At 62.7% G+C, this 21,923-nt stretch carries 20 protein-coding genes; 15 read left to right on the top strand and 5 right to left on the bottom strand.

Going from position 1 to position 21,923, the window contains the following annotated elements:
• Positions 1-104: 104 nt before the first annotated feature.
• Entirely contained in the window at positions 105-530 is a 426-nt protein-coding gene (locus QZ564_RS14135; protein WP_297111151.1) for a DUF1489 domain-containing protein, read from the top strand.
• Positions 531-716: 186 nt separating this feature from the next.
• Here QZ564_RS14135 and uvrA read toward each other — a convergent pair whose 3' ends face one another.
• The gene (uvrA, locus tag QZ564_RS14140) at positions 717-3,608 is read right to left on the bottom strand and encodes an excinuclease ABC subunit UvrA (protein WP_297111154.1); all 2,892 of its coding nucleotides are present in this window, start codon (positions 3,606-3,608) and stop codon (positions 717-719) included.
• A 420-nt stretch (positions 3,609-4,028) separates the two neighbouring features.
• Between uvrA and ssb the strand changes: the two genes are divergently transcribed.
• Positions 4,029-4,532 carry a single-stranded DNA-binding protein gene (ssb, locus tag QZ564_RS14145; protein ID WP_297111157.1) on the top strand — a complete coding sequence of 168 codons (504 nt, stop codon included), beginning with the start codon at positions 4,029-4,031 and terminating at the stop codon, positions 4,530-4,532.
• Between the two features lie 120 nt (positions 4,533-4,652).
• Here the strand turns inward: ssb and QZ564_RS14150 are convergent, their stop codons facing one another.
• The 4 genes from QZ564_RS14150 to QZ564_RS14165 all read right to left on the bottom strand — a co-directional run bounded on the left by QZ564_RS14150 (position 4,653) and on the right by QZ564_RS14165 (position 10,158).
• Complete coding sequence (locus tag QZ564_RS14150; protein WP_297111160.1) at positions 4,653-5,936, bottom strand: sensor domain-containing diguanylate cyclase; 1,284 nt, start codon at positions 5,934-5,936, stop codon at positions 4,653-4,655.
• A 107-nt stretch (positions 5,937-6,043) separates the two neighbouring features.
• Positions 6,044-6,571: a hypothetical protein gene (locus QZ564_RS14155; protein ID WP_297111163.1), complete on the bottom strand. Its 528-nt coding sequence runs from the start codon at positions 6,569-6,571 to the stop codon at positions 6,044-6,046.
• A gap of 177 nt (positions 6,572-6,748) precedes the next feature.
• The gene (locus QZ564_RS14160; protein WP_297111165.1) at positions 6,749-9,109 is read right to left on the bottom strand and encodes an efflux RND transporter permease subunit; all 2,361 of its coding nucleotides are present in this window, start codon (positions 9,107-9,109) and stop codon (positions 6,749-6,751) included.
• Positions 9,110-9,276: 167 nt separating this feature from the next.
• A complete protein-coding gene (locus tag QZ564_RS14165; protein ID WP_297111168.1) occupies positions 9,277-10,158 on the bottom strand; it encodes an NAD(P)H-binding protein in 882 nt (293 codons plus the stop codon).
• A gap of 174 nt (positions 10,159-10,332) precedes the next feature.
• Here QZ564_RS14165 and QZ564_RS14170 point away from each other — a divergent pair, with 174 nt between their 5' ends.
• From QZ564_RS14170 to pgi, 13 genes are all read left to right on the top strand, one after another.
• A complete protein-coding gene (locus tag QZ564_RS14170; protein WP_297111229.1) occupies positions 10,333-10,713 on the top strand; it encodes a helix-turn-helix domain-containing protein in 381 nt (126 codons plus the stop codon).
• Positions 10,714-10,715: 2 nt separating this feature from the next.
• A complete protein-coding gene (locus QZ564_RS14175; RefSeq protein ID WP_297111171.1) occupies positions 10,716-11,075 on the top strand; it encodes a bleomycin resistance protein in 360 nt (119 codons plus the stop codon).
• Between the two features lie 97 nt (positions 11,076-11,172).
• Positions 11,173-13,953 carry a DNA gyrase subunit A gene (gyrA, locus tag QZ564_RS14180; RefSeq protein WP_297111174.1) on the top strand — a complete coding sequence of 927 codons (2,781 nt, stop codon included), beginning with the start codon at positions 11,173-11,175 and terminating at the stop codon, positions 13,951-13,953.
• A 77-nt stretch (positions 13,954-14,030) separates the two neighbouring features.
• On the top strand, positions 14,031-14,651 hold the full coding sequence (locus QZ564_RS14185) for a LysE family translocator (RefSeq protein WP_297111177.1): 621 nt from the start codon (positions 14,031-14,033) through the stop codon (positions 14,649-14,651).
• 119 nt (positions 14,652-14,770) lie between these two features.
• On the top strand, positions 14,771-15,265 hold the full coding sequence (gene coaD / locus QZ564_RS14190; RefSeq protein ID WP_297111180.1) for a pantetheine-phosphate adenylyltransferase: 495 nt from the start codon (positions 14,771-14,773) through the stop codon (positions 15,263-15,265).
• The gene (locus tag QZ564_RS14195) at positions 15,262-15,846 is read left to right on the top strand and encodes a peptidylprolyl isomerase (protein WP_297111184.1); all 585 of its coding nucleotides are present in this window, start codon (positions 15,262-15,264) and stop codon (positions 15,844-15,846) included. The genes coaD and QZ564_RS14195 overlap by 4 nt, the downstream gene beginning before the upstream one ends.
• A 96-nt stretch (positions 15,847-15,942) precedes the next feature.
• Positions 15,943-16,455 (top strand): peptidylprolyl isomerase, encoded by a 513-nt coding sequence (locus tag QZ564_RS14200; RefSeq protein ID WP_297111187.1) that lies wholly within the window; start codon positions 15,943-15,945, stop codon positions 16,453-16,455.
• Between the two features lie 4 nt (positions 16,456-16,459).
• On the top strand, positions 16,460-16,843 hold the full coding sequence (locus QZ564_RS14205; RefSeq protein ID WP_297111191.1) for a hypothetical protein: 384 nt from the start codon (positions 16,460-16,462) through the stop codon (positions 16,841-16,843).
• A gap of 55 nt (positions 16,844-16,898) precedes the next feature.
• Positions 16,899-17,264: a hypothetical protein gene (locus QZ564_RS14210; RefSeq protein ID WP_297111194.1), complete on the top strand. Its 366-nt coding sequence runs from the start codon at positions 16,899-16,901 to the stop codon at positions 17,262-17,264.
• A gap of 64 nt (positions 17,265-17,328) precedes the next feature.
• Positions 17,329-18,408, top strand: a complete 1,080-nt coding sequence (gene queA, locus QZ564_RS14215; protein ID WP_297111197.1) for a tRNA preQ1(34) S-adenosylmethionine ribosyltransferase-isomerase QueA — start codon at positions 17,329-17,331, stop codon at positions 18,406-18,408.
• Positions 18,405-19,031, top strand: coding sequence for an exopolysaccharide biosynthesis protein (locus tag QZ564_RS14220; protein ID WP_297111200.1), 627 nt, complete (start codon positions 18,405-18,407; stop codon positions 19,029-19,031). The genes queA and QZ564_RS14220 overlap by 4 nt, the downstream gene beginning before the upstream one ends.
• Positions 19,032-19,130: 99 nt before the next feature.
• A complete protein-coding gene (gene tgt, locus QZ564_RS14225; RefSeq protein WP_297111203.1) occupies positions 19,131-20,258 on the top strand; it encodes a tRNA guanosine(34) transglycosylase Tgt in 1,128 nt (375 codons plus the stop codon).
• A 21-nt stretch (positions 20,259-20,279) separates the two neighbouring features.
• Complete coding sequence (gene pgi, locus QZ564_RS14230; protein ID WP_297111205.1) at positions 20,280-21,920, top strand: glucose-6-phosphate isomerase; 1,641 nt, start codon at positions 20,280-20,282, stop codon at positions 21,918-21,920.
• Positions 21,921-21,923 lie beyond the last annotated feature (3 nt).

The following is a 21,923-nucleotide window of genomic DNA, read 5'->3' on the forward strand; positions in this document are numbered from 1 at the left end:
CCGGCTTTCCAGGCCTGGCTGACGTTGGCGCTGCAGGAGCCCTGGATCGTGGACGATGACGAGATCGACGTCATTCAGGGCCGGGTGGCGCCGGGGACCCTGGCATGATCCATATGGTCAAGCTCTGCGTTGGCGTGGCCAGCGTGGAGGAGTTGGAAAGCTACCGTGACGAGCGCGCGCATTGGTGGGGCGCCGATTATGGCGAGGACGTGCATGTGCACCGGACGCGCATGATGCCCAAGCGTGGCGCTGAAATGGAAGGCCAGGCCTCGATCTATTGGGTGATGTCGGGGACGATCTGCTGCCGGCAGCCCATTCTGCGCCTGGCGCCCTATACCGATGCCGAAGGCAAGGATTATTGCGACATCATCATGTCGCCGGACATCATCCGCACCGTGCCCTATCCCAAGCGCCCGTTTCAGGGCTGGCGCTACCTCAGGCCCGAGGATGCGCCGCCGGACATGGAAGCGGGCGGCAATGACAATTCGGCGGAGATCGCTGCGGAACTGGCGCGGATGGGGTTGATCTGAGGGGTGTCAGGTGCTGCCTCCGTTCCCTTCTCCCCTGAGGGGAGAAGGTGGCGCGAAGCGCCGGATGAGGGGTTCAGCACCGTGGCAACGCCGAGAGGCCTTCACCCCTCACCCCAGCTTTGCCAACTCGCTTGCGCTCGCGGCGGCGCTACCCTCTCCCCTGAGGGGCGAGGGAGCGTAGGCGAACTACTCCGCCGCCTTCACGAAGTGCGGGCGGCGTTCCATGACTTCTTTCAAATAGACGCCTGTATGCGAGCGTGGGTTCTCGGCGACCGCCTCAGGGGTGCCGACGGCTACAATCTCGCCGCCGCCATCGCCGCCTTCGGGGCCGAGGTCGATGATCCAGTCGGCCGTCTTGATGACTTCGAGATTGTGCTCGATGACCACGACCGTATTGCCGCCCTCGACCAGTTCGTGCAGCACTTCGAGGAGCTTGGCGACGTCGTGGAAGTGGAGGCCGGTGGTCGGCTCATCGAGCATATAGAGGGTGCGGCCGGTGGCGCGTTTTGAAAGCTCTTTGGAAAGCTTGACGCGCTGTGCTTCACCACCCGAGAGCGTGGTGGCGGGCTGACCGATCTTGACATAGCCCAGGCCGACGCGCTGCAGGGTGGCGAACTTGTCGCGAATGGTCGGGACCGCCGAGAAGAACTCGACGCCCTCGTCGATGGTCATGTCGAGCACGTCAGAGATCGACTTGCCCTTGAACTGGACCTCCAGCGTCTCGCGATTGTAGCGCTTGCCCTTGCAGACGTCGCAGGTGACATAGACGTCGGGCAGGAAGTGCATCTCGATCTTGAGGACGCCATCGCCCTCGCATTTCTCGCAACGGCCACCCTTGACGTTGAAGCTGAAGCGGCCGGGGCCATAGCCGCGGGTCTTGGCTTCGGGGAGGCCCGCGAACCATTCGCGCAGCGGCGTGAAGGCGCCGGTATAGGTGGCCGGGTTGGAGCGCGGGGTGCGGCCGATGGGCGACTGGTCGATGTCGATGACCTTGTCGAGGAATTCGAGGCCGGTGAGGCTCTCATGCGGCGCCGGGACGACGCGGGCGCCATTCAGGCGGCGGGCGATGGCCTGATACATGGTGTCGATCATCAAGGTGGACTTGCCGCCGCCAGAAACGCCGGTGATGGCGACGAACATGCCCAGCGGCACATCGACCGAGACATTCTTCAAATTGTTGCCGGTGGCGCCCTTGATGGAGAGGGCCTTGCCCTTCTTGCCCTCGCGGCGCTCGGCTGGGACGGGAATGCCCATGCGGCCGGAGAGATATTTGCCGGTCAGCGAGTCCGGGTGATCGAGGATGTCCTGGGGTGAGCCCTCGGCGACGATGCGGCCACCATTGACGCCGGCGCCGGGGCCAATGTCGAGCACATAGTCGGCCGTGAGGATGGCGTCCTCATCATGTTCGACGACGATGACGGTATTGCCCAGGTCGCGCAGGCGCTGCAACGTTTCGAGCAGGCGGGAATTGTCACGCTGGTGGAGGCCGATGGACGGCTCGGCGAGCACATAGAGCACGCCGGTCAGGCCCGAGCCGATTTGCGAGGCGAGGCGGATGCGCTGGCTCTCGCCGCCGGACAGCGTGCCCGAATTGCGCGACATGGAGAGATATTCGAGGCCCACATCGTTGAGGAATTTCAGGCGCTCGCGGATTTCCTTGAGGATGCGCTCGCCGATCTGGCTCTGGGTCGGCGTCAGCTTGGCCGAGAGGTCGTTGAACCACTGCGATGCGACGCGAATGGACATGTCTGTGACCTGGCCGACATGGTGATTGTCGATCTTGACCGCCAGGGCCTCGGGCTTGAGACGATAGCCGCCACAGGCCACGCAGGGCTTGGCCGACATGTATTTTTCGATCTCTTCGCGCATACCGGCGCTTTCGGTTTCCTTGTAGCGACGCTCAAGGTTGCCGATGACACCCTCGAAGGGCTTGGTGGTCTTGTACTGCCTCAGGCCATCGTCATAGACGAAGTTGATCGGGGTCTTGTCGGTGCCATAGAGCACGGCGTGCTGAACGTCGAAGGGCAGTTCGTTCCAGGCGGTGCCAGTGGAGGCGCCGAAATGCTTCACCACGGCAGAGAGCGTCTGCTGGTAGTAGGGCGCACTGGTCTTGGACCAGGGCAGGATGGCCCCATCGCGCAGCGACAGCGTCGGATCGGGGACGATCTGGTCCGGGTCGATCTTCTGCTCGGTCCCCAGGCCATCGCAGACCGGGCAGGCGCCGAACGGATTGTTGAATGAGAACAGGCGCGGCTCGATCTCGGCAATGGTGAAGCCGGAGACCGGGCAGGCGAATTTTTCCGAGAAGGTGATGCGGCGCGGCTCGCCGTTTTCGTCCTTCTCGTCGGCGAACTCGACCAGGGCGATGCCGTCGGCGAGCTTGAGGGCCGTCTCGAAGCTTTCGGCGAGGCGCCCCATAATATCTTTTGATACAACAAGGCGATCGACAACGACTTCAATGTCGTGCTTGAACTTTTTGTCGAGCGCCGGGGCGTCCTCGATCTCGTGATATTCCCCGTCAATCTTGACGCGCTGGAAGCCCTTGCGCATCAGGTCGGCCAGTTCCTTCTTGAACTCGCCCTTGCGGCCCCGGGCGATGGGCGCAAGGAGGTAGAGACGGGTGCCCTCGGGCAGTTCGAGGGTACGGTCGACCATCTGGGAGACGGTCTGGCTCTCGATGGGCAGGCCCGTGGCGGGCGAATAGGGCACGCCGACGCGCGCATAGAGCAGGCGCAGATAGTCGTAGATTTCGGTGACGGTGCCGACCGTGGAGCGCGGATTGCGGCTGGTGGTCTTCTGCTCGATGGAAATGGCCGGTGAAAGCCCCTCGATGTGCTCGACATCGGGCTTCTGCATCATTTCCAGGAACTGGCGCGCATAGGCCGAAAGGCTTTCGACATAGCGGCGCTGCCCCTCGGCATAGATGGTGTCGAAGGCCAGGGACGACTTGCCCGAGCCCGAGAGCCCCGTCATCACGATCAGGCTGTCGCGCGGCAGCTTGACGTCGATGCCCTTCAGATTGTGCTCGCGGGCGCCGCGCACAATGATTTCGCGGTTGAGGCTCGGCTTGTCAGTCATGTCGGGTCCATAGCGTGTCGCGCCGGCAGGGAGGGCGGGCGGGCGAAGGCCAAGAAATAGGACTTCATGGTGCCGCCCGCAAGTCAACTCGGCCAGTCAAGGGTTTGTGAACGTAAACAGAACAGTCAAGCTCCGGTCAAGGGCTACCTAAGGGAGACTGCTGACACCGGATGTCAGGAGCAGAGAGGGCTTGACTCTGGTTGTGCTTGGGTGAACATAAAGAGAACACACCGATATGGCTACAGGTGTACGGGCGAAAAGGGTTCTGTGAAGAACCGCTTTTGCAGCGTGTGCGGATCGCAGAAAGGTCTATTGTGCCGCGCGTGGGTCGAAGGCTGCGTGCCGGGCAGCAGGAGCGACCCAAGAGAGAAAGCGTCCCGCGACCGGGCAGACCGGGACTGAATTGGAAGGATATGCGCCATGGCTGGCAGCGTGAACAAGGTTATTCTGGTGGGCAATCTGGGCAATGACCCGGAAGTGCGGAACCTGCCGAGTGGTGGCAAGGTGGTCAATCTCAGCGTCGCGACATCGGAGCGCTGGCGCGACCGCAATAGCGGCGAGCAGCGGGAAAAAACCGAGTGGCACCGCGTGGTGATTTTCTCTGAAGGGCTTGCCCGCGTGGCCGAGCAGTATCTGCGCAAGGGCTCCAAGGTTTATCTCGAAGGCCAGCTGCAAACGCGCAAGTGGCAGGATCAGTCCGGCCAGGACAAGTATTCGACCGAAGTGGTGCTGCAGAACTTCAATTCCTCCATGGTGCTGCTGGATGGCCGCGGCGAGGGTGCGGGCGACAGTGGTGGCTATGGTGGCGACAATGGCGGCTTCCGCGGGGTGCGCGACAATTCCGGCGGCGGTGGCGGGCGCCGACCCTCTGCCAATGCGCCGGCCTTCGAGCCGGGCGGCATGGATGACGATATTCCGTTCTGATACGGGATGCGCGTTGGGGCGGCCGGGTGCCGCCCCTTCTATTTGGAGCCCGGCGCCGGTCCGGAAGAGCCGCATGCGACCAGCCGGGGGCGCAGGATAACCTCGTCTGGCTTCGGCAGGCTAAGCCGCGTCGTGCTGGCGCCAGGTTCCGCGACCGGCGGATTTGGCCCGGTATAGCGCCGTGTCTGCATCGCGATAGAGTGCGTCGGCATCCTGTCCGGTCCGACGCGCCATGCCGACGGAGGCGCCAATCCGTCTCTGCTGTGAACCAAGACCAATGGGCCTTTCGAAGGCCTGTACAATACTGGCACAGATTGCTTCGGGATCCTGGCCGGTCTGCCGCTCGATTATGATGGCAAACTCATCACCGCCGATCCGCGCAACCAGCGCGGCCCGGGGTGAGCAGGCCTGAAGCCGTCGACCGGCCTCGAGCAGGCAGAGATCGCCCTGGGCGTGGCCAAGCTCGTCGTTGATTGCCTTGAAACGGTCGAGGTCGACCAGGATGAGAGCATCCATGTTGTCCGCGCCTTCTGAAGCGCAGAGTGCGTTCAGCCGGGTTTGAAACAGGGCTCGATTGGCGAGGCCAGTGAGCGCGTCGGTCTCGGCCATTCGCCTCGTGTTTTCCGCCAGGAGCTTTTCTTCGGTGATGTCCTGCTTCATGCCGAAGATGCGGGTGGCGCGGCCATTGGCTCCGTCGACGGTGGCGGTGATGCGCATCCAGCGCCGCTTGCCGGTGGTGGTGATGATCTCGGCGTCAAAATTGAAATCGCCGAGGGTTTCGATGGCCTGCTTGCGCAGGGCCTGCATGCGGCGGCGCGATTCGGGCGTGTACATCTTGAGGGCCTGGGCGCGGCTGACGACGGAGCCCCGCGGAAGCTCGAAGAGATCATAGACACCATCGGACCAGGACAAGACTTCGTCGGGCAGGGTGCAGGTCCAGATCCCGATGCGGGCCGTGGCGGATGCGCGTTCGACCAGATAGCGGCGGTGCGTCTCGGCGGCCCGGCGCCTGTCCATGGCGGCATGGCCGACCAGTTCGGTGACCCTGGCCAGCAGAAAATTGGCTTGGTCCTGGGGTCGCGGCGTGTTGTCCCAGAGGAGCAGCCAGTAGCCGCGCGAGACATCAATTGACGGCACAGGCACGACCAACAAGAATGTCGCCACGGCATCGCCCGGGAGAGCAAGACATCCGCTCGGGCCCAGCAGCTCGGGCGAAAATGTGGAGGAAGGCCAGGCGCCGTCCACCTCAAGCCACCGCATGCCGCTGGTGACGAGGCCGGCGCCAGCCATGCCGGTCAGTGTTCGAAGCTGTGCCAGGAAACCGTCAGGCGATGAGGGCAAAGCGGTCGGGGTCGCCGACCGGGCGTCACTGGGCCAGTTCTCGCTGAGGCGCTGCACGAACATGGGCGAACCCTAGCAGCGCCTTGTTAAAACATTGTTCTGTGACAGATAGATGGGTCGAAGGAGTGGCCCGGCCTGCCAAGCGCTCAGGCCACCCATCTTCGCCAGTATCAGCGGGAGAACGGGACCTCAGCGCGCAGACTGTCGCCGGATTCGATATAGACCACCTCGAACACGACCTGAATGGCGTCGCCGTTGAGCTGAATCTGGGCGCTGATATTGAGGTCCTTGCCCTCTTCGTCCTGCTCCCGCTCGCGCAGGTTGAACAGGAGACCCGAGCCGCGTTTCTGGCCCACGGCGATGCCAGTGAAGGTGGCGTTGGAGGTCATGGCGGCCTCGAAACGGCGGCTGGCGTCGACATAGGCCAGCGTGCCGGCGACGGACAAATTGGTGCCCGCCAGGGCGCAGCGACCGCTATAATTCACCTTGTCTTGATTGCCTTCGCTGAGCGACAGGCGGCAGACCACCGATTCCTCGCTGGCGCCATAGAGCGTGCCGCGCCCGCGCCACTCCCCGATATAGGATTTGAGCAGCGCCACATCGGCGGGCGCTGCCAAGGCAGGCGCTGACCCGAAGGCAGCTGAAAACAGGAGTCCCGCCAGTGCGGCCGCACGGGTCAGGGTTCCAGGAGTGGTCATGGCGCTAAGCCTCCAACAAGCAAAACAGGCCCCCCGGCATGTTGTCGCCGGCCCAGAATACCGATTGTCGGCCAAAAGAGGTGGCCGCTTCTCGCGAAAGTGATCATGCCACAAGCGGTCCGGCGGGAATCACCGGGATAATTTTAGCTGTGGTCCGCCGCTGGCGTCCAGCGCCGCTCACGAGCTGCGATTGGCGCCGACGCGGGTGTCGGTATTGCCGATCGGGTCATCGGGGGTCGCCACGTGGTCGGCGGTCTGGACACGGATGGAGGTGAGGTTCTCCAGCCAGCGCGAGGCGGCGACCAGCAGCGAGGGCAGCATGAAGAGATCACCGATCAGCGCCAGCGACAGAGACAGCACGAACAGCGTGCCGAACAGGGCCACCTGCGGCAGTTCGGAGAACGCCACGATGATTGTGCCGGCGCACAGGATGACGGTGGTGGCGACGATGGCCCCGCCGATGCGGCCCAGCGTGTAGCGGACCGAGTCGAGATGGCTGCGCTGTTCCTCGCGCCGGCCATGCATGTAATGCGACAGCACATGGATGGTGTCGTTGACCGCAATGCCGAAGGCGATGGTCAGGGCCATGACGGTGGTCAGTTGCAGGCCGGCGCCGGTCGCCCAGAGCCAGGCCTGCGTGCCCAGAATGGGGAACATGTTTGGTATGGCGGAAATGAGCGCCATGCGCAGCGAGCCGAAGGCGATGCCGATCAGGACAAGGTTGAGCAGGACACTGGCGGCCAGCGAGATCTGCAGCGAGCGGACGATGTCGTCGGTTGCAAAGGTGGTGAGAATACGGAAGCCGCCCAGTTCGGCCTCGGGGATGCCGGCCTCGACGATGCGATTTTCGATGCGCGCCACCATGTCCTTGAGCGCCTGGCTTTCAAGGATGGTGGGCATGAAGCCAGTGACGAGGGCCTGGCTGCCATCCTCGGTGATGAAGCGCTTGCGCATGAAGGGGCCGACCGCGTCGAACACCTCTTCGCGGGTGAATCCGCTATCGGTGTAATTGGTCAGGCTGGCAGCCGAGATGACCTTGTTTTCACCCAGCTCGGACTCGACGATTTCGTGGACCTTGCGGATCGTCTCGAAATCCTCGGGGCCGACATTGGGATCCATCTCCTTGAGCGGCACGCGCACGTAGAGCGGCGCCACGCCGCCCACGCCCTCATCGATGCTCTCGGCCGTGCTGAGGGCGGTCGAATCCTTGGCCATGAAGTCTTCGAAGGAGAAGCGGGGCTGGATGAGAAAGAAGGGGACAATCAGCAGGATGGTGACCAGCACCGCGACGACGCTGACCGGGCGGCCGAATTTGGTGGCCAGGGCCAGGGCCGCCGGCACGGGGGCGTTCAGCGCGAAGTTCGGCGCCTTGGGCAGCTTGAAGCCGAGACGGATGGCAAGCTTGAGCAGAAGCGGCATGACCGTCATCAGGCAGATGAACATGATGGCGCTACCGGCGGCGCCAGCCAAGGCAAACTCCTGCACGCCCTGGCCAGGGGAGACATAGAGGGAGGCGAAGGCCACCAAGGTGGTGAGGGTGGTCAGCGACGTGGCCGGGCCAACCAGCTTGAGCGTGGTGTCGACGGCCTTGTTCGGCTCCATGCCGTCCCGCCAGTAAGCGAGCCAGTTGAAGATGAAGAACATGGATTCGGCAAAGGCCATCACCAGGACCAGCGTGGTCACGATGATGGTGAGGAAAGAGAACGAGCCGAACAGCAGAAGCACCGTGCCGATGGACCACATGACCGCAACAAATGGCGTCGCGGCGACGATGATGGCCCCCCAGAAGGAGCGCAGGGCAAAAAGCGCGATCAGGGCACCCAGGCCGAATCCATAAACGGTGAACTTGATCTGGTCGTCGACTGCGGCATTGAGCATCTCCGAAGTCCATACCGGCGGGCCAGTGAGCTCGATGTCGAGGCCACTATCGTCATACCAGGCGATGGTCTCGCGCAGGCTGGCGATCATGGATTTGGTGCCGAGCTCGCGGACCAGATCCTGATTGGGGAACATGATGAGCACCACGCCGGTGAGGTCCGGGGTGATCAGATTGCGCATCATCGGATCGTTCTGCTGCAGATCCATCAGGGACATGGCGACTTCATCGGCTGTCAGCATGCCCTCGGGCACGGCCGGCACGGAGCCGCCGGTGCCGTTGGGTTTGCGCAGGGTGAAGGGCGACATGGTGCCCACGGCAAATTCGTTGAGTTCGAGATCGAAGGCCAGGTTGCGGACCTGTTCGATGACGTCAGGATCGACCAGGTTCGGTGCGTTGACCAGGACGTAGATGTCGTTCTCGAAGGTGCCGAAGGTTTTGGAGAGATTGTCGTAGGCGTCGTAGTAATGCCCCGAATGGGCGTAGACCCGCAAAAGATCGCCATCGACATTGGCTCTGGGTATCTGCCAGAAGCAGAGGATCGTGAACAGCAGCACGATCACGGCCATCGCGCGCGGATAGCGCAATGTTGCCACGCCCAGATATTCGAAGCCGAAACCAATGGAACGCCTGGCGGTCAGCCAGTCGATCAGGCGAGACATAACAGAACCCGAAGACACCAGAACCCGACTCCCCCTGGGCGGCATTTGTCCGGATTTTTTACGGGGTTGTATCGCAGGCGTCCAGCTTGGCTCGATCGTAACTCGATCGTAACATGCATGTCCGGTTGGTTTCGGGCCCGGAACCGGTGTCCGGGCCCGAGCGGATGTCAGCCCTTCAATGCGGCTGCATTGGCCTCAAGGAATTCCGCAAATGACTGCGGCTGCCGCCCCGAATAACGCGCAACCGTGTCTGTCACGACACCATGGTGGCCGGTGACGGCGTCCCGTTGGAAGGCGAGTAGCGCTTCGGCAAAGCCCTCAGGAATGCCGGCTGCCACCATGCCCGCCTTGAGATCGGCGGGCGTCAGGGCAATAGGCGTCACCGGCTTGCCGGCGATTTGGGAGGCCAGGCGCGCGCGCTCTTCATTGGTGACGGGGGCAGGGCCGGTGACGTCTTCGACGGTCTTGCCCTGGGCGGAGAGCAGCGCGCCCGCTGCGGTCCGGGCGGCATCGGCGCGGGTGACATAGCTGGTGCCACGATCGCCGACGAGACCATAAAGCTGACCCGAAGCGACGGCCTGGGGCAGGTTCATGAGGTTGTTTTCCGCATACATGTGATTGCGCAGGATGGTGAAGTCGAGACCGGAGCCGGCGATGGCGACTTCGGTCCAGAAGTGCTCCGGCCCTAGACCGGCATCGGCATCGGGTCGCGCTGCCGGGGCGGAGGTATAGACGATATGCTTGACGCCAGCGGCCTTGGCTGCCTCCACGGCGGCGGTCTGCTGTGCTACACGCGATCCGATCGCATCGGTCGAAATGATCAGCAGCCGGTCCACGCCGGCGAAGGCTTGAGGCAGGGAGGCGGCGTCGTTGAAATCCACCTTGCGGACCTCGACGCCCTTGTCGGCCAGGTCGGCGAGCTTGGACGGGTCGCGGGTGCCCGCAATGACCTTGGTGGCGCCGCGCGCCAGCAGTTCTTCAACCGCAATGCGGCCGAAATTGCCGGCAGCGCCGGTAACGAGCAGGGTTGAATTGGCGTAATTGGGCATGTGAGCACTCCACTATGATATCCGATACAGGCTTGATCCACTCTTGGGTGGAGAGTAAGTATCGAAAAGAGAGTGCTTATCTAAGTGAGCCTGCCAGGGCTGAAAAGGAGGCACTTTTTCGGTCGAAGATTACCTGGAGGTAAGTGCGTGTTGCAGGGACAGGATGCCGCGGCGATCTATATCGAACGCTGGGTCGAGGCGACGACGAAACCGGAGCCGGGCATCTGCCCGGTGCGCAACGTGCTCGACCGGATCGGGGACAAATGGAGCATGCTGCTGGTGATGACACTTGCCACCGGGCCGCGCCGCTTCAACCAGTTGCACCGGGAAATCCCCGATATTTCCCAGAAGATGCTGACCCAGACGTTGCGCGACCTGCAGCGGGACGGGCTGGTGTCGCGCCGGGTCTTTGACACAAAGCCGCCTTCTGTCGAGTACCAGCTGACGGCGCTGGGGCACTCGTTGATTGTGCCGTTCGGGCATCTGATCGAATGGGCCAATGAAAGCATCCCCGTCATCAATCAGGCGCGGGCTCGTTATGACGAGGTGGCCTGAGCATGGCCGATCAGGCAACGCCCAACCTGCCATCGCGTGACTTCGACGTTACGGAACAATTCTTCGCTGAACTGGGCTTTGACCGCAGCTATCGCGACCACAACTGGATGATCCTCAAGCGCGGCTCGCTGGTGCTGGAATTCTTCCTCTACGAGGGCCTCGATCCGGCGACCAGCGCATTCAGCTGCTGCCTGCGGCTGGAAGATGTCGACGGCTTCTACCGACTGTGTCAGAGGGCCGGGATTCCCGAGCGGAACACAGGGTGGCCCCGCCTGATGGCACCAAAGTCGCAGCCCTGGGGTGGGCGGATGGGGTATCTGGTTGATCCCGATTGCACCCTGGTGCGACTGATCCAGAACTGACGCCCGATCTCTCCACAGCTCAAACGCCCCGGAAATTGGCAATCCGAACCGGAATCGCCTATCTATCGGGCAACAAGAACCAACGTAGAATCACCCCGTGACAGATACGCCTGATGATGTGAGCGGTGGACCTTCGTCCTCCGACATCGCCCCGATCTTCATCACTGACGAAATGCGCAAGAGCTATCTCGATTACGCGATGAGCGTGATCGTGAGCCGGGCGCTGCCGGATGTGCGGGATGGGCTCAAGCCGGTGCACCGGCGCATCCTGTTCTCAATGAGCGAGAACGGCTACGAATACAACAAGCCCTATCGCAAGTCGGCCCGCGTGGTCGGCGACGTTATCGGTAAGTACCACCCGCATGGTGACAGCGCCGTCTATATGGCGCTGGTGCGCATGGCCCAGTCCTTCTCGATGGGCGAGATGCTGGTGGAGGGCCAGGGCAATTTCGGCTCGGTGGACGGCGATATGCCGGCTGCCATGCGATATACCGAAGTGCGCATGCAGCGGATCACCAATTCGCTGCTGGATGACCTCGACAAGGACACTGTCGACTTCAAAGACAACTATGACGGCTCGGAACACGAGCCGACCGTGTTGCCGGCGCGCTTCCCCAACATGCTGGTCAATGGCGGCGGCGGCATTGCCGTGGGCATGGCCACCAATGTGCCCACGCATAATCTGACCGAGACGATCAATGCGGCACTGGCCGTTCTCGACAATCCGTTCGCAACGACCGAGGAGCTGCTGGAGCATCTGCCAGGTCCGGATTTTCCAACGGGCGGCATCATCCTGGGACGCGCCGGCATCCGGCAGGCCTACGAAACCGGGCGCGGCTCGATCATGGTGCGCGGGCGCTCCACAGTCGAGGAAGTGCGCAAGGAACGCGAAGCGATCATAATCACCGAGATTCCCTATCAGGTGAACAAGGCTTCGCTGGTCGAGAAGATTGCCGAGCTGGTGCGCGACAAGCGTATCGAAGGGGTGGCCGACCTGCGCGACGAATCCAGCCGCGAAGGCATGCGCATCGTGGTCGAGGTCAAGCGCGACGCGCTGCCCGACGTCGTGCTCAACCAGCTCTACCGCTTCACCCAGCTGCAGAGTTCGTTTGGCTGCAATTTCGTGGCGCTCAATGGCGGCAAGCCAGAGCTGATGAATCTCAAGCAGATTCTGGATGCCTTCATTGCCTTCCGTGAGGAAGTGGTTACGCGTCGTGCCCGGTTCCTGCTCAACAAGGCGCGGGACCGTGCCCATGTGCTGGTCGGCCTGGCCGTGGCCGTGGCCAATATTGATGAAGTCATTGCGCTGATCCGCACGGCTCCCGATCCGGCAACGGCGCGCGAGCAGTTGATGACCCGCCGCTGGCCGGCGGCCGATGTGGCGCCGCTGATTGCCCTGATCGATGATCCACGCCACCGCATCAATGAGGACGGCACGTTCAATCTCTCCGAGGAGCAGGCCCGCGCCATCCTCGAATTGCGCCTGGCTCGCCTGACGGCGCTGGGCCGCGACGAAATTGGCGACGAACTCAATGGCCTCGGTGCGGAAATCGAGGACTATCTCGATATCCTCAGGAGTCGCGAGCGCGTACGGGCGATCATTCGCGAGGAGCTGGAGGCCGTCCGCGAACAGTTCGGCTCGCCGCGCCGGACGGAGATTTCCGATCATGCCGCTGATTTCGACGACGAGGACCTGATCGCCCGCGAGGATATGGTCGTGACCGTCAGCCATGGCGGCTATATCAAGCGCGTGCCGCTCTCGACCTACCGGGCGCAGAACCGCGGCGGCAAGGGCCGTTCGGGCATGTCGACCCGGGACGAGGACTTTGTGGCGCGGCTCTTCGTTGCCAATACCCACACGCCAGTGCTCTTCTTCACCAGCCGGGGCATTGCCTACAAGCTCAAGGTCTGGCGCCTGCCACTGGCGGCCGCCAATGCCCGCGGGAAGGCGCTGATCAATATCCTGCCGCTCGAACAGGGCGAGCGGGTGACCTCGATCATGCCGCTGCCGGAGGACGAAAGCTCCTGGGGCAATCTCGATATCATGTTCGCCACGACCCGCGGCACGGTGCGCCGCAACTCGCTGGCCGACTTCGTCGAGGTGCGCCAGAACGGCAAGATCGCCATGAAGCTCGATGAGGGCGATGCGATCGTTGGCGTGGAGACCTGTACGGTCAATGACGACGTGCTGATGACCACGGCGCAGGGCCAGGCCATCCGCTTCCGCGTGGATGATGTGCGCCTGTTCAAGGGCCGCGACTCCATGGGCGTTCGGGGCATCCAGCTGGCGACAGGTGATACGGTCATTTCCATGGCCATCATCAACCACTCGGACGCGACGGCCGAGCAAAGAGCCGCATATCTGAAGATGAGCCGTGCGGTGCGCGGGGAGGCCGAATCCGAAGAGGCAGGCTCTGACGAAGCCGAGGTTGCAGCCGGCGAGCTGAGCCCGGAACTCTACGCCCAGATGAGCGCCAGCGAGCAATTCATCCTCACCATTTCGGAGAACGGCTACGGCAAGCGCACCTCGAGCCACGAATACCGGATCACCGGGCGCGGCGGCAAAGGCATCGTTGCCATGGCAGTCAACAAGCGCAATGGCAATCTGGTCGCCTCCTTCCCGGTGGAGGACGAAGACCAGATCATGCTGATCAGCGATGGCGGCCAGACCATCCGCCTGCCGGTGGGCGGCGACAAGCCGATCCGCATCGTGGGCCGGTCCAGCCAAGGGGTTATCGTGTTCGATACCGCCGAGGACGAAAAGGTGGTCTCGGTGGAACGCATCAGCGAGCCGGAAGCGGAGGAGGGTGAGGAGCCCCCTGAAGCTTCAGCGGATGGAACGCCTGAGACGCCGCCCGAAGGTGGTGGCGAGGAATAGAAACGGAAAGGGGCGCTTCGGCGCCCCTTGTCTTTTCCTGCCGGCGGTGGCTTGCTCCTGACACATAGGAGACCGCCATGTTTGATCCCGCCATTCTCATCCCCTATCTCGGTGCCTGTTTCGTCCTGGCCGTGGTGCCCGGGCCGACAGTGACCGTCATCGTGGCCAATTCTCTCGCCCGCGGCACCGGGGCGGGGTTGGCCATCGTCGCCGGGACACAGGCGGGCGTGCTGGTCATGACACTGGTTGTGGCGCTGGGCATGCAGGCGCTGGTGGCCTTCATGGGCGCAGCCTTCGACTGGATCAAGCTGATCGGCGCGGCCTATCTCATCTGGCTGGGCTACAAGATGCTGCGCAGCGATGGGGAATTGGGCACTGTGCGGGCGGAGCGCGGCAAGTCCAATGGGCGCATTGCGCTTGAGGGGTTCCTCGTCATTCTCTCGAACCCGAAGATGCTGATCTTCCTTGGCGCTTTCCTGCCCCATTTCGTCGATGTGACCCAGCCCACATTCCCCCAGGTGATGGTGCTGGGGTTGCTCTTCATGTTCGTCGCCGGGGCCACCGATGCTGTCTACGCGCTGGTGGCCGGGCAGGCACGGGGCTTGTTGAGCACTGCGCGGGTGCGTGTGGTGTCGCGGCTTTCCGGGGTTATCCTGATGGCAGGCGGAATCTGGCTGGCGCTGCAGAAGCGCGCCTGACGGTTCGCCGTGAGTTCCCCGAGCCCAATTGGCTGACGGGTTCTTCGCTGTGGGACGGCCTTGCCTCGAGACCGCGCGCGTGACAAAACCATAGCAACTACAAGGGGAAGGGGGATGGCATGACCGAGCTGGTTGGCTTTTATCCGGGATCGTTCGATCCCTTGACCAACGGGCATCTCGATGTCATCGAGCGCGCCTGCAAGCTGGTGGACACACTGGTGGTGGCGGTCGGCATCAGCGCCACCAAGAAGAACCCGCTGTTCACCCATGAGGATCGCGTCGCCATCCTGGAGCAGGTCCTGCCTGCCATTGGCACGCGGACCAATACCAGGTTCCGTATCGTCGACTTTTCCGGGTTGATGGTGCAGGCCGCGCGCGACAATGGCGCCAAGCTCATCATCCGCGGGCTGCGCGATACCACCGACTATAATTACGAGATGCAGATGGTGGGGATGAACGCCCAGATGGCGCCAGATCTGCAGACCGTCTTCCTGCCCTCAAGCCCGCCGGTGCGGCATATCTCGGCCACATTGGTGCGGCAGATCGCCGAAATGGGCGGAGACATCTCCGCTTTTGTACCGCAAATCGTACTCAAGGCTCTCAAGTCCAAATGATCAAGTTCACTCGTCGCAGCTTCGCCGCCCTGACCCTGGGCGCGACCCTCCTTGCCCTGCCGGCATTTGCCCAGTCCGGCACGCCGCATCTGATCCTGACGCTTGAAGATGGGGTGGTCGATATCGAACTTCTTCCCGAAATCGCGCCCAAGCATGTCGAACGCGTGGTGACGCTGACCGAAGCAGGCGAATATGACGGGGTGGTATTCCACCGTGTGATCGACGGGTTCATGGCCCAGACGGGCGACGTCGCCAATGGCGATTCGACCGATGCGTCCTACAATCTGCAGATGGCCGGCACAGGCGGTTCGGACCTGCCTGACGTCGAGGCAGAGTTCAACGAGGAAAGCTTCCAGCGTGGCGTGGTGGGCGCGGCCCGCTCGCAGAACCCCAATTCGTTCAACTCGCAGTTCTTCATTACCTATGCCGATGCCAGCTTCCTTGATGGCCAGTACACCGTATTCGGCAAGGTGGTCTCGGGGATGGAGGCGGTCGATGCGCTGGAAAAGGGTCCGCAGGAAATGAATGGCGCGGTGGCCAATCCGGACAAGATCGTCTCGGCGAAGATCGAGTACAAGTAAGACAGTCCAATCCCCAAGGGCGCGGCCAGCGAGGCTTGCGCCCTTCGTGCATTCGCCCTAAACCCCGGCCACATTCTGAAACGAAAGAGACCATCCATGGCCTATGCAGATCCGGAAAACACGCTTGTCATCGAAACCACCAAGGGCAAGGTGGTCATCGCCATGAAGCCTGAGGTGGCGCCCGGCCATGTCGAGCACATCAAGAAGCTCGCCCGCGAAGGGGCCTATGATGGTGTGGTGTTTCACCGTGTGATCGAGGGCTTCATGGCCCAGACGGGCGATGTGAAGTTCGGCAACACCAATTCGCCCGACTTCAACCCCTCGCGCACCGGCACCGGCGGCTCAAAATACCCGAACATCAAGCAGGAATTCAGCGCCGAGCCCCACAAGCGTGGCACGGCGTCGATGGCTCGCGCCCAGGACCCGAACAGCGCCAATTCGCAGTTTTTCATCTGCTTTGAAGATGCGCCCTTCCTCAACCGCCAGTATACTGTGTGGGGCGAGGTCATCGAGGGCATGGAGAATGTCGACCAGATCAAGCGTGGCGAGCCGGTCATCGATCCGGACAAGATGGTTTCGGTCAAGGTCGCGGCCGACATCGCCGAGTAAGCTCTTGCTGGCGGCTCTGGCCGCCAGCCTTTCGGCCGTTCCGGCCTCGGCCACGCAATGGATGTATTGCACCGATGCCGAGGCCAATACCGAGGTCGGGCTGTTGCTGGGCACGGCTGGCGGCTTCGGTGGCATTGGCGCCAATATGCGTCACCGAACCCGGCATTGGACCACCGACCCGGCATTTGGGGATGGCGCCATCTTCACCATCGGCCAAGGTTTTGCTGATGATGCGGGCATGAAGGTCGATTTCTACGACGAAATCGTCAATTTGCCGGTTGCGGAGCTGAGGCTTTCATACGCCACAGAGGCCGGCGAGCATGTCTTTGCGGGCACGCTCAGAATCATCGACCTCGGCGTATGGGCGGTCTCCTGCAGTGAAGGCTAGATCCCGTCCCTTCCTAATCGGCGTTGCGGCCACTCTCCTGGCGGTTCCTTCCACCATGGCCGTCGACACCGTGTCCTGCGCCGACGCGGCGGGCGAAGTCGCCTTCATATACACCTTGGGCGAGGCCCTGGTGCAGCCGGTGCTGAGCGTCGAGATGCAGTTGACCGGAGATTATGGGCTTTCGACCGATCCTGACCATCCCGATCATGATGGCGAATATGTTTCGCGCGGCTTTGTGGGGGATGATGTGGAAGGGGCCGAGGTGTCCTGGAAGGACGAGGATGGCCACGAACACCTGGCCATGAGCTTTCGCATCGGCCGTGTCTATGAGGCCCGGCAAGCGCTTGTGGGTGGGGTGGTTGCCGTTGCCGCCGGCGGGCTTTGGACCGTGTCGTGCCGGTCAAGCGACCTGGGGCAGTAGGTCGCGCAACGGCTTTGCGTCGAACCCCGTTCCGTCACTGCTCCTGCCATGCTAACGAGCCGTCATGCGCGTATCTGAATTCGACTTCGAGCTTCCCGAAAAGCTGATTGCCCTGCATCCGGCCGAGCCGCGCGACAGCGCGCGCCTGCTGGTGGTGCGTCCGGGCCAGGCTTTCGAGGACAAGCACATCCCGGACCTCAAGACCCTCCTGAGACCGGGTGACGTTCTGGTGGTCAACGACACGCGGGTGCTGCCAGCCGAGTTGAAGGGCGTGCGGCTACGGGGGGACATGCGCGCCAATGTCTCGTTCAACCTGCATAAGCGCGTCGATGCCAAGACCTGGCGCGCTTTCGCGCGGCCGGCAAAGAAGCTCCACCTGCTCGACCGGTTGGAATTGGGCAATGGCGGGGCCGAGCCGCTGATTGCTCGCGTGGCCGGCAAGGGTGACACGGGCGAGGTGACGCTGGAGTTCGAACTGGGTGGCGCCCAGCTCGATGAGGCCATCAAGTCACACGGGGCCATGCCGCTGCCACCCTATATCGGGGCCAAGCGAGCGGTCGAGGAGCGCGATAAGGTCGACTATCAGACGGTCTATGCCGCGGAGGATGGCGCGGTTGCGGCGCCGACGGCGGGTCTGCATTTCACCGAGAAGTTGTTGCAGGAGCTTAGCGATCTGGGTGTCGCCATGGAACGGGTGACGCTGCATGTGGGAGCGGGGACCTTCCTGCCGATGAAGGCAGACGACACCGACGATCATGTCATGCACTCGGAATGGGGTGAGATCGACCAGGCGACTGTCGAGCGGATCAATGCGCGGCGCAAGGCCGGCGGCCGTGTGATTGCCGTTGGAACCACGAGCCTGCGGCTGCTGGAAACTGCATCCCGGGCGACCGGCGAGTTGCGGCCTTTCGTCGGGGACACCGATATTTTCATCACGCCCGGCTTCCACTTCCGGACCGTGGATGTGCTGATGACCAATTTCCATCTGCCCAAATCGACCCTGTTCATGCTGGTCAGCGCCTTCTCGGGGCTTGAAACGATGAAGGCGGCGTATGCACACGCCATCGCTCAGGGCTATCGCTTCTATTCCTACGGGGATTCTTCCCTGCTGCACCGCGCGCCGCATCCCGAGGATGATGCGTGACGGCGCGAACTGCGCCCATAACGCGATATACGCGGCGTATCGCCTTCCTGCTGAGGCGGGCCGCCGATCAGGACCAGTCGCACATGACGCTGTCGCGTCTGGTCGAGCTGCTCGGTCCGGGGGCTCATCGGCTGCTGCTGCTGGTCGTCTCGCTGTTCAACATGATTCCGGGCCCACCCGGCTATGGCGGGACCATCGCCTGGACAACCTGTGCCGTCGCCGTGGGCATGCTGATGGCGCGGCCCATCCGGCTGCCGGGCCTTATTGGCAATCGCAAGTTGCCGCTCGACCTAATGGTTCGGGCCAGTGACCAGGTGGTCAAGGTGGCCGGATTGCTGGCGCGGTTTTCCCGGCCACGAATGCGATGGTTGACGGGGTCGGCTGCCAACCTGCCCTATGCAGTCCTCGTGATCATCGTGAGCGTGGTCATGTCACTGCCTGTTCCCTTCATAAACGCCATCCCCAATGTTGGGCTCTGCATTATCGCCTTTTCGATGCTCAATAGAGACGGGATCGGCGTGATTGTCGGCCTTGTGGCGACGGCCATCGGACTGGGCGTGGCCATCGCCATTTTCGTGGGAGCGTTCCATCTCGGCATGGCGGCTGTCGGGTCGATGGCATGATTGGCGACTTTCCCAAGCGCCAACAATCGGCTCGTTTTTCGCTTTCTCGAACCGCAAAACCGTTACCATTTTTGCGGGAAACGCTTTAGAACCCGCGCCATGAAGCAAGTTACATTTTCCCTCCTCGCCACTGACGGCATGGCCCGTCGCGGCCGCATCGATACGCCGCGCGGCGAGATCAATACGCCCGCATTCATGCCGGTGGGCACCGCCGGCACGGTAAAGGCCATGTATCCCGAGCAGGTGCGCGAGACGGGCGCGGACATTCTTCTGGGCAATACCTACCACCTGATGCTGCGGCCGGGCGCGGAGCGCGTCGCTTCGCTCGGTGGCCTGCATGACTTCATGGATTGGCAGCGGCCGATCCTGACCGACAGCGGCGGGTTCCAGGTCATGTCGCTGGCCAAGCTCAGGAAGCTCACCGAGAAGGGCGTGACCTTCAAGTCGCATATCGACGGGTCAAGCCATGAGCTGACGCCCGAGCGCAGCATCGAAATCCAGACGCTTCTGGACAGCGACATCATCATGCAGCTCGACGAGTGCATAGCGCTGCCGGCCGAGCGCAAGGAGATGGAGCGGGCGATGGAGCTCTCGATCCGCTGGGCGGACCGCTCCAAGATGGCCTTCAACGGTCAGCAGAACCGGGCATTGTTCGGGATCGTGCAGGGTGGCGACGATGCAGAACTGCGCGGGCGATCGGCGGCAGGGCTGAAGGATATTGGCTTCGACGGCTATGCCGTGGGGGGCCTCGCCGTGGGTGAGCCGCAGGAGGTGATGTTCCGGGTGCTCTCCGACATCACGCCGGAGTTGCCGACCGACCGGCCGCGCTATCTGATGGGCGTGGGCAAGCCCGACGACATCCTGGGCGGGATTGAACGCGGCATCGACATGTTCGATTGCGTGCATCCCACCCGCGCCGGGCGGCACGGGCATGCCTATACGCGGTTCGGTGTCATCAACCTGAAAAACGCCCGGCATAAGGACGACCACCGGCCGCTGGACGAGGCTTCGCCCAACCCAAATTGCCGGCGTTGGAGCCGGGCCTATCTGCACCATCTGGTCAAGACCGAAGAGATCTTGGGCGCCATGGTGCTATCGCAGATCAACCTTGCCTATTATCAGGAGCTGACGGCGGGGTGCCGCGCGGCCATCGAGGCCGGGCGCATGAGTGATTTTGCGGCGGAGACGCGGGCGGCCTGGGCCGCAGGCGACCTGCCGGTTCTTTAGAGATTTCAGAGGGACAAGACTATGGCCAAGGGCGAACGTGACGACGTGCTCAATCCGCTGATGAAGCAGCGCAAGCGCCTAAGTGATGTGACGATGCGCGAGATGTTCGCGGCAGACCCCAACCGGTTCCAGCGCTTCTCGGCGACCGGCGCGGATATCCTGCTCGACTATTCCAAGAACCGCATTGACGAAGACGCCATGGCGGCCCTGTTCGAGCTGGCACGGGCGGCCGGCGTCGAAGAACGCCGGAGCCAGATGTGCGAGGGCGAGCATATCAACATCACCGAGGACCGGGCCGTCATGCACATGGCGCTGCGCTACCAGGGCGACAAGCCGGTCGAGGTGGATGGCAAGGATGTGATGCCGGACGTTCGCAGCGTCCTCAAGGCCATCAAGGACTATACCAATGCCGTGCGCTCGGGCGAAATTCGCGGCCATGGCGGCGAGCAGTTTACCGATGTGGTCAATATCGGCATTGGCGGCTCGGACCTCGGCCCGGCCATGGTGACGCTGGCGCTGGAACCCTATACCCGCGCTGACCTGCGGGCGCATTACGTGTCCAATGTCGATGGCGCCCATATCCATGATGTGCTCAAGCGCCTCGACCCGAAGAAGACGCTGTTCATTGTCGCGTCCAAGACCTTCACCACCGACGAGACCATGACCAATGCCGGTTCGGCACGGAAGTGGATTGCTGAGGCGCTGGGCGAAGAGGCGGTGCCTAATCACTTTGCGGCGGTCTCCACCAACATCGAGGCTTGCGCCAAGTTTGGCATCCGTGAAGACCGGATATTCGGCTTTTGGGACTGGGTCGGCGGGCGCTATTCGGTTTGGTCGGCCATCGGCCTGCCCATCGCCATGGCGGTCGGCTACGACAATTTCGCGAAATTCCTGGCGGGTGCGGATGCCATGGACAGGCATTTCCTCGAAACGCCGCTGGAGCGCAATTTGCCGGTGATCATGGCGCTGTTGGGTGTCTGGTATCGCAATGCGTGGGGATTCTCGACCCATGCGGTGCTGCCCTACGACCAGCGCCTGTCGCGTTTTGCCGCCTATCTGCAGCAGCAGGACATGGAATCGAACGGCAAGTCGGTGACCCTCAATGGCAAGAAGGTCGGCTGGCCGACCGGGCCGATCGTCTGGGGCGAGCCGGGCACCAATGGCCAGCATGCTTTCTATCAGCTGATCCACCAGGGCACCGACGTCATTCCCTGCGATTTCCTGATTGCCGCGCGGCCGCATGAAAGCCTTCCGCCGCATCACGACAAGCTGGTGGCCAATGTCTTGGCGCAGTCGGAAGCGCTGATGCTGGGCAAGACCAAGGACGAGGTCGTGGCCGAACTCAAGGCCCAGGGCCTCGACAAGGACAAGATCAAGGCATTGGCGCCGCACAAGGTGTTCCCGGGCAACCGGCCGAGCAACACGCTGTTCTACAAGCAGTTGACGCCGGAAGTGCTGGGTTCGCTGATCGCGCTCTACGAGCACAAAGTGTTCGTGCAGGGCGTGATCTGGAACGTCAATTCCTACGACCAGTGGGGCGTGGAACTGGGCAAGCAATTGGCCAAGGCGTTGCTGCCCAAGGTCAAGGGCGAGGAAAGTGGCGCGGGGCACGATGCCTCGACGCAGGGCCTGCTCGGCTACTACCTCGCCAACAAGGCCTGACGC

This window comes from uncultured Devosia sp., from assembly GCF_913055165.1.
Taxonomy (GTDB): domain Bacteria; phylum Pseudomonadota; class Alphaproteobacteria; order Rhizobiales; family Devosiaceae; genus Devosia.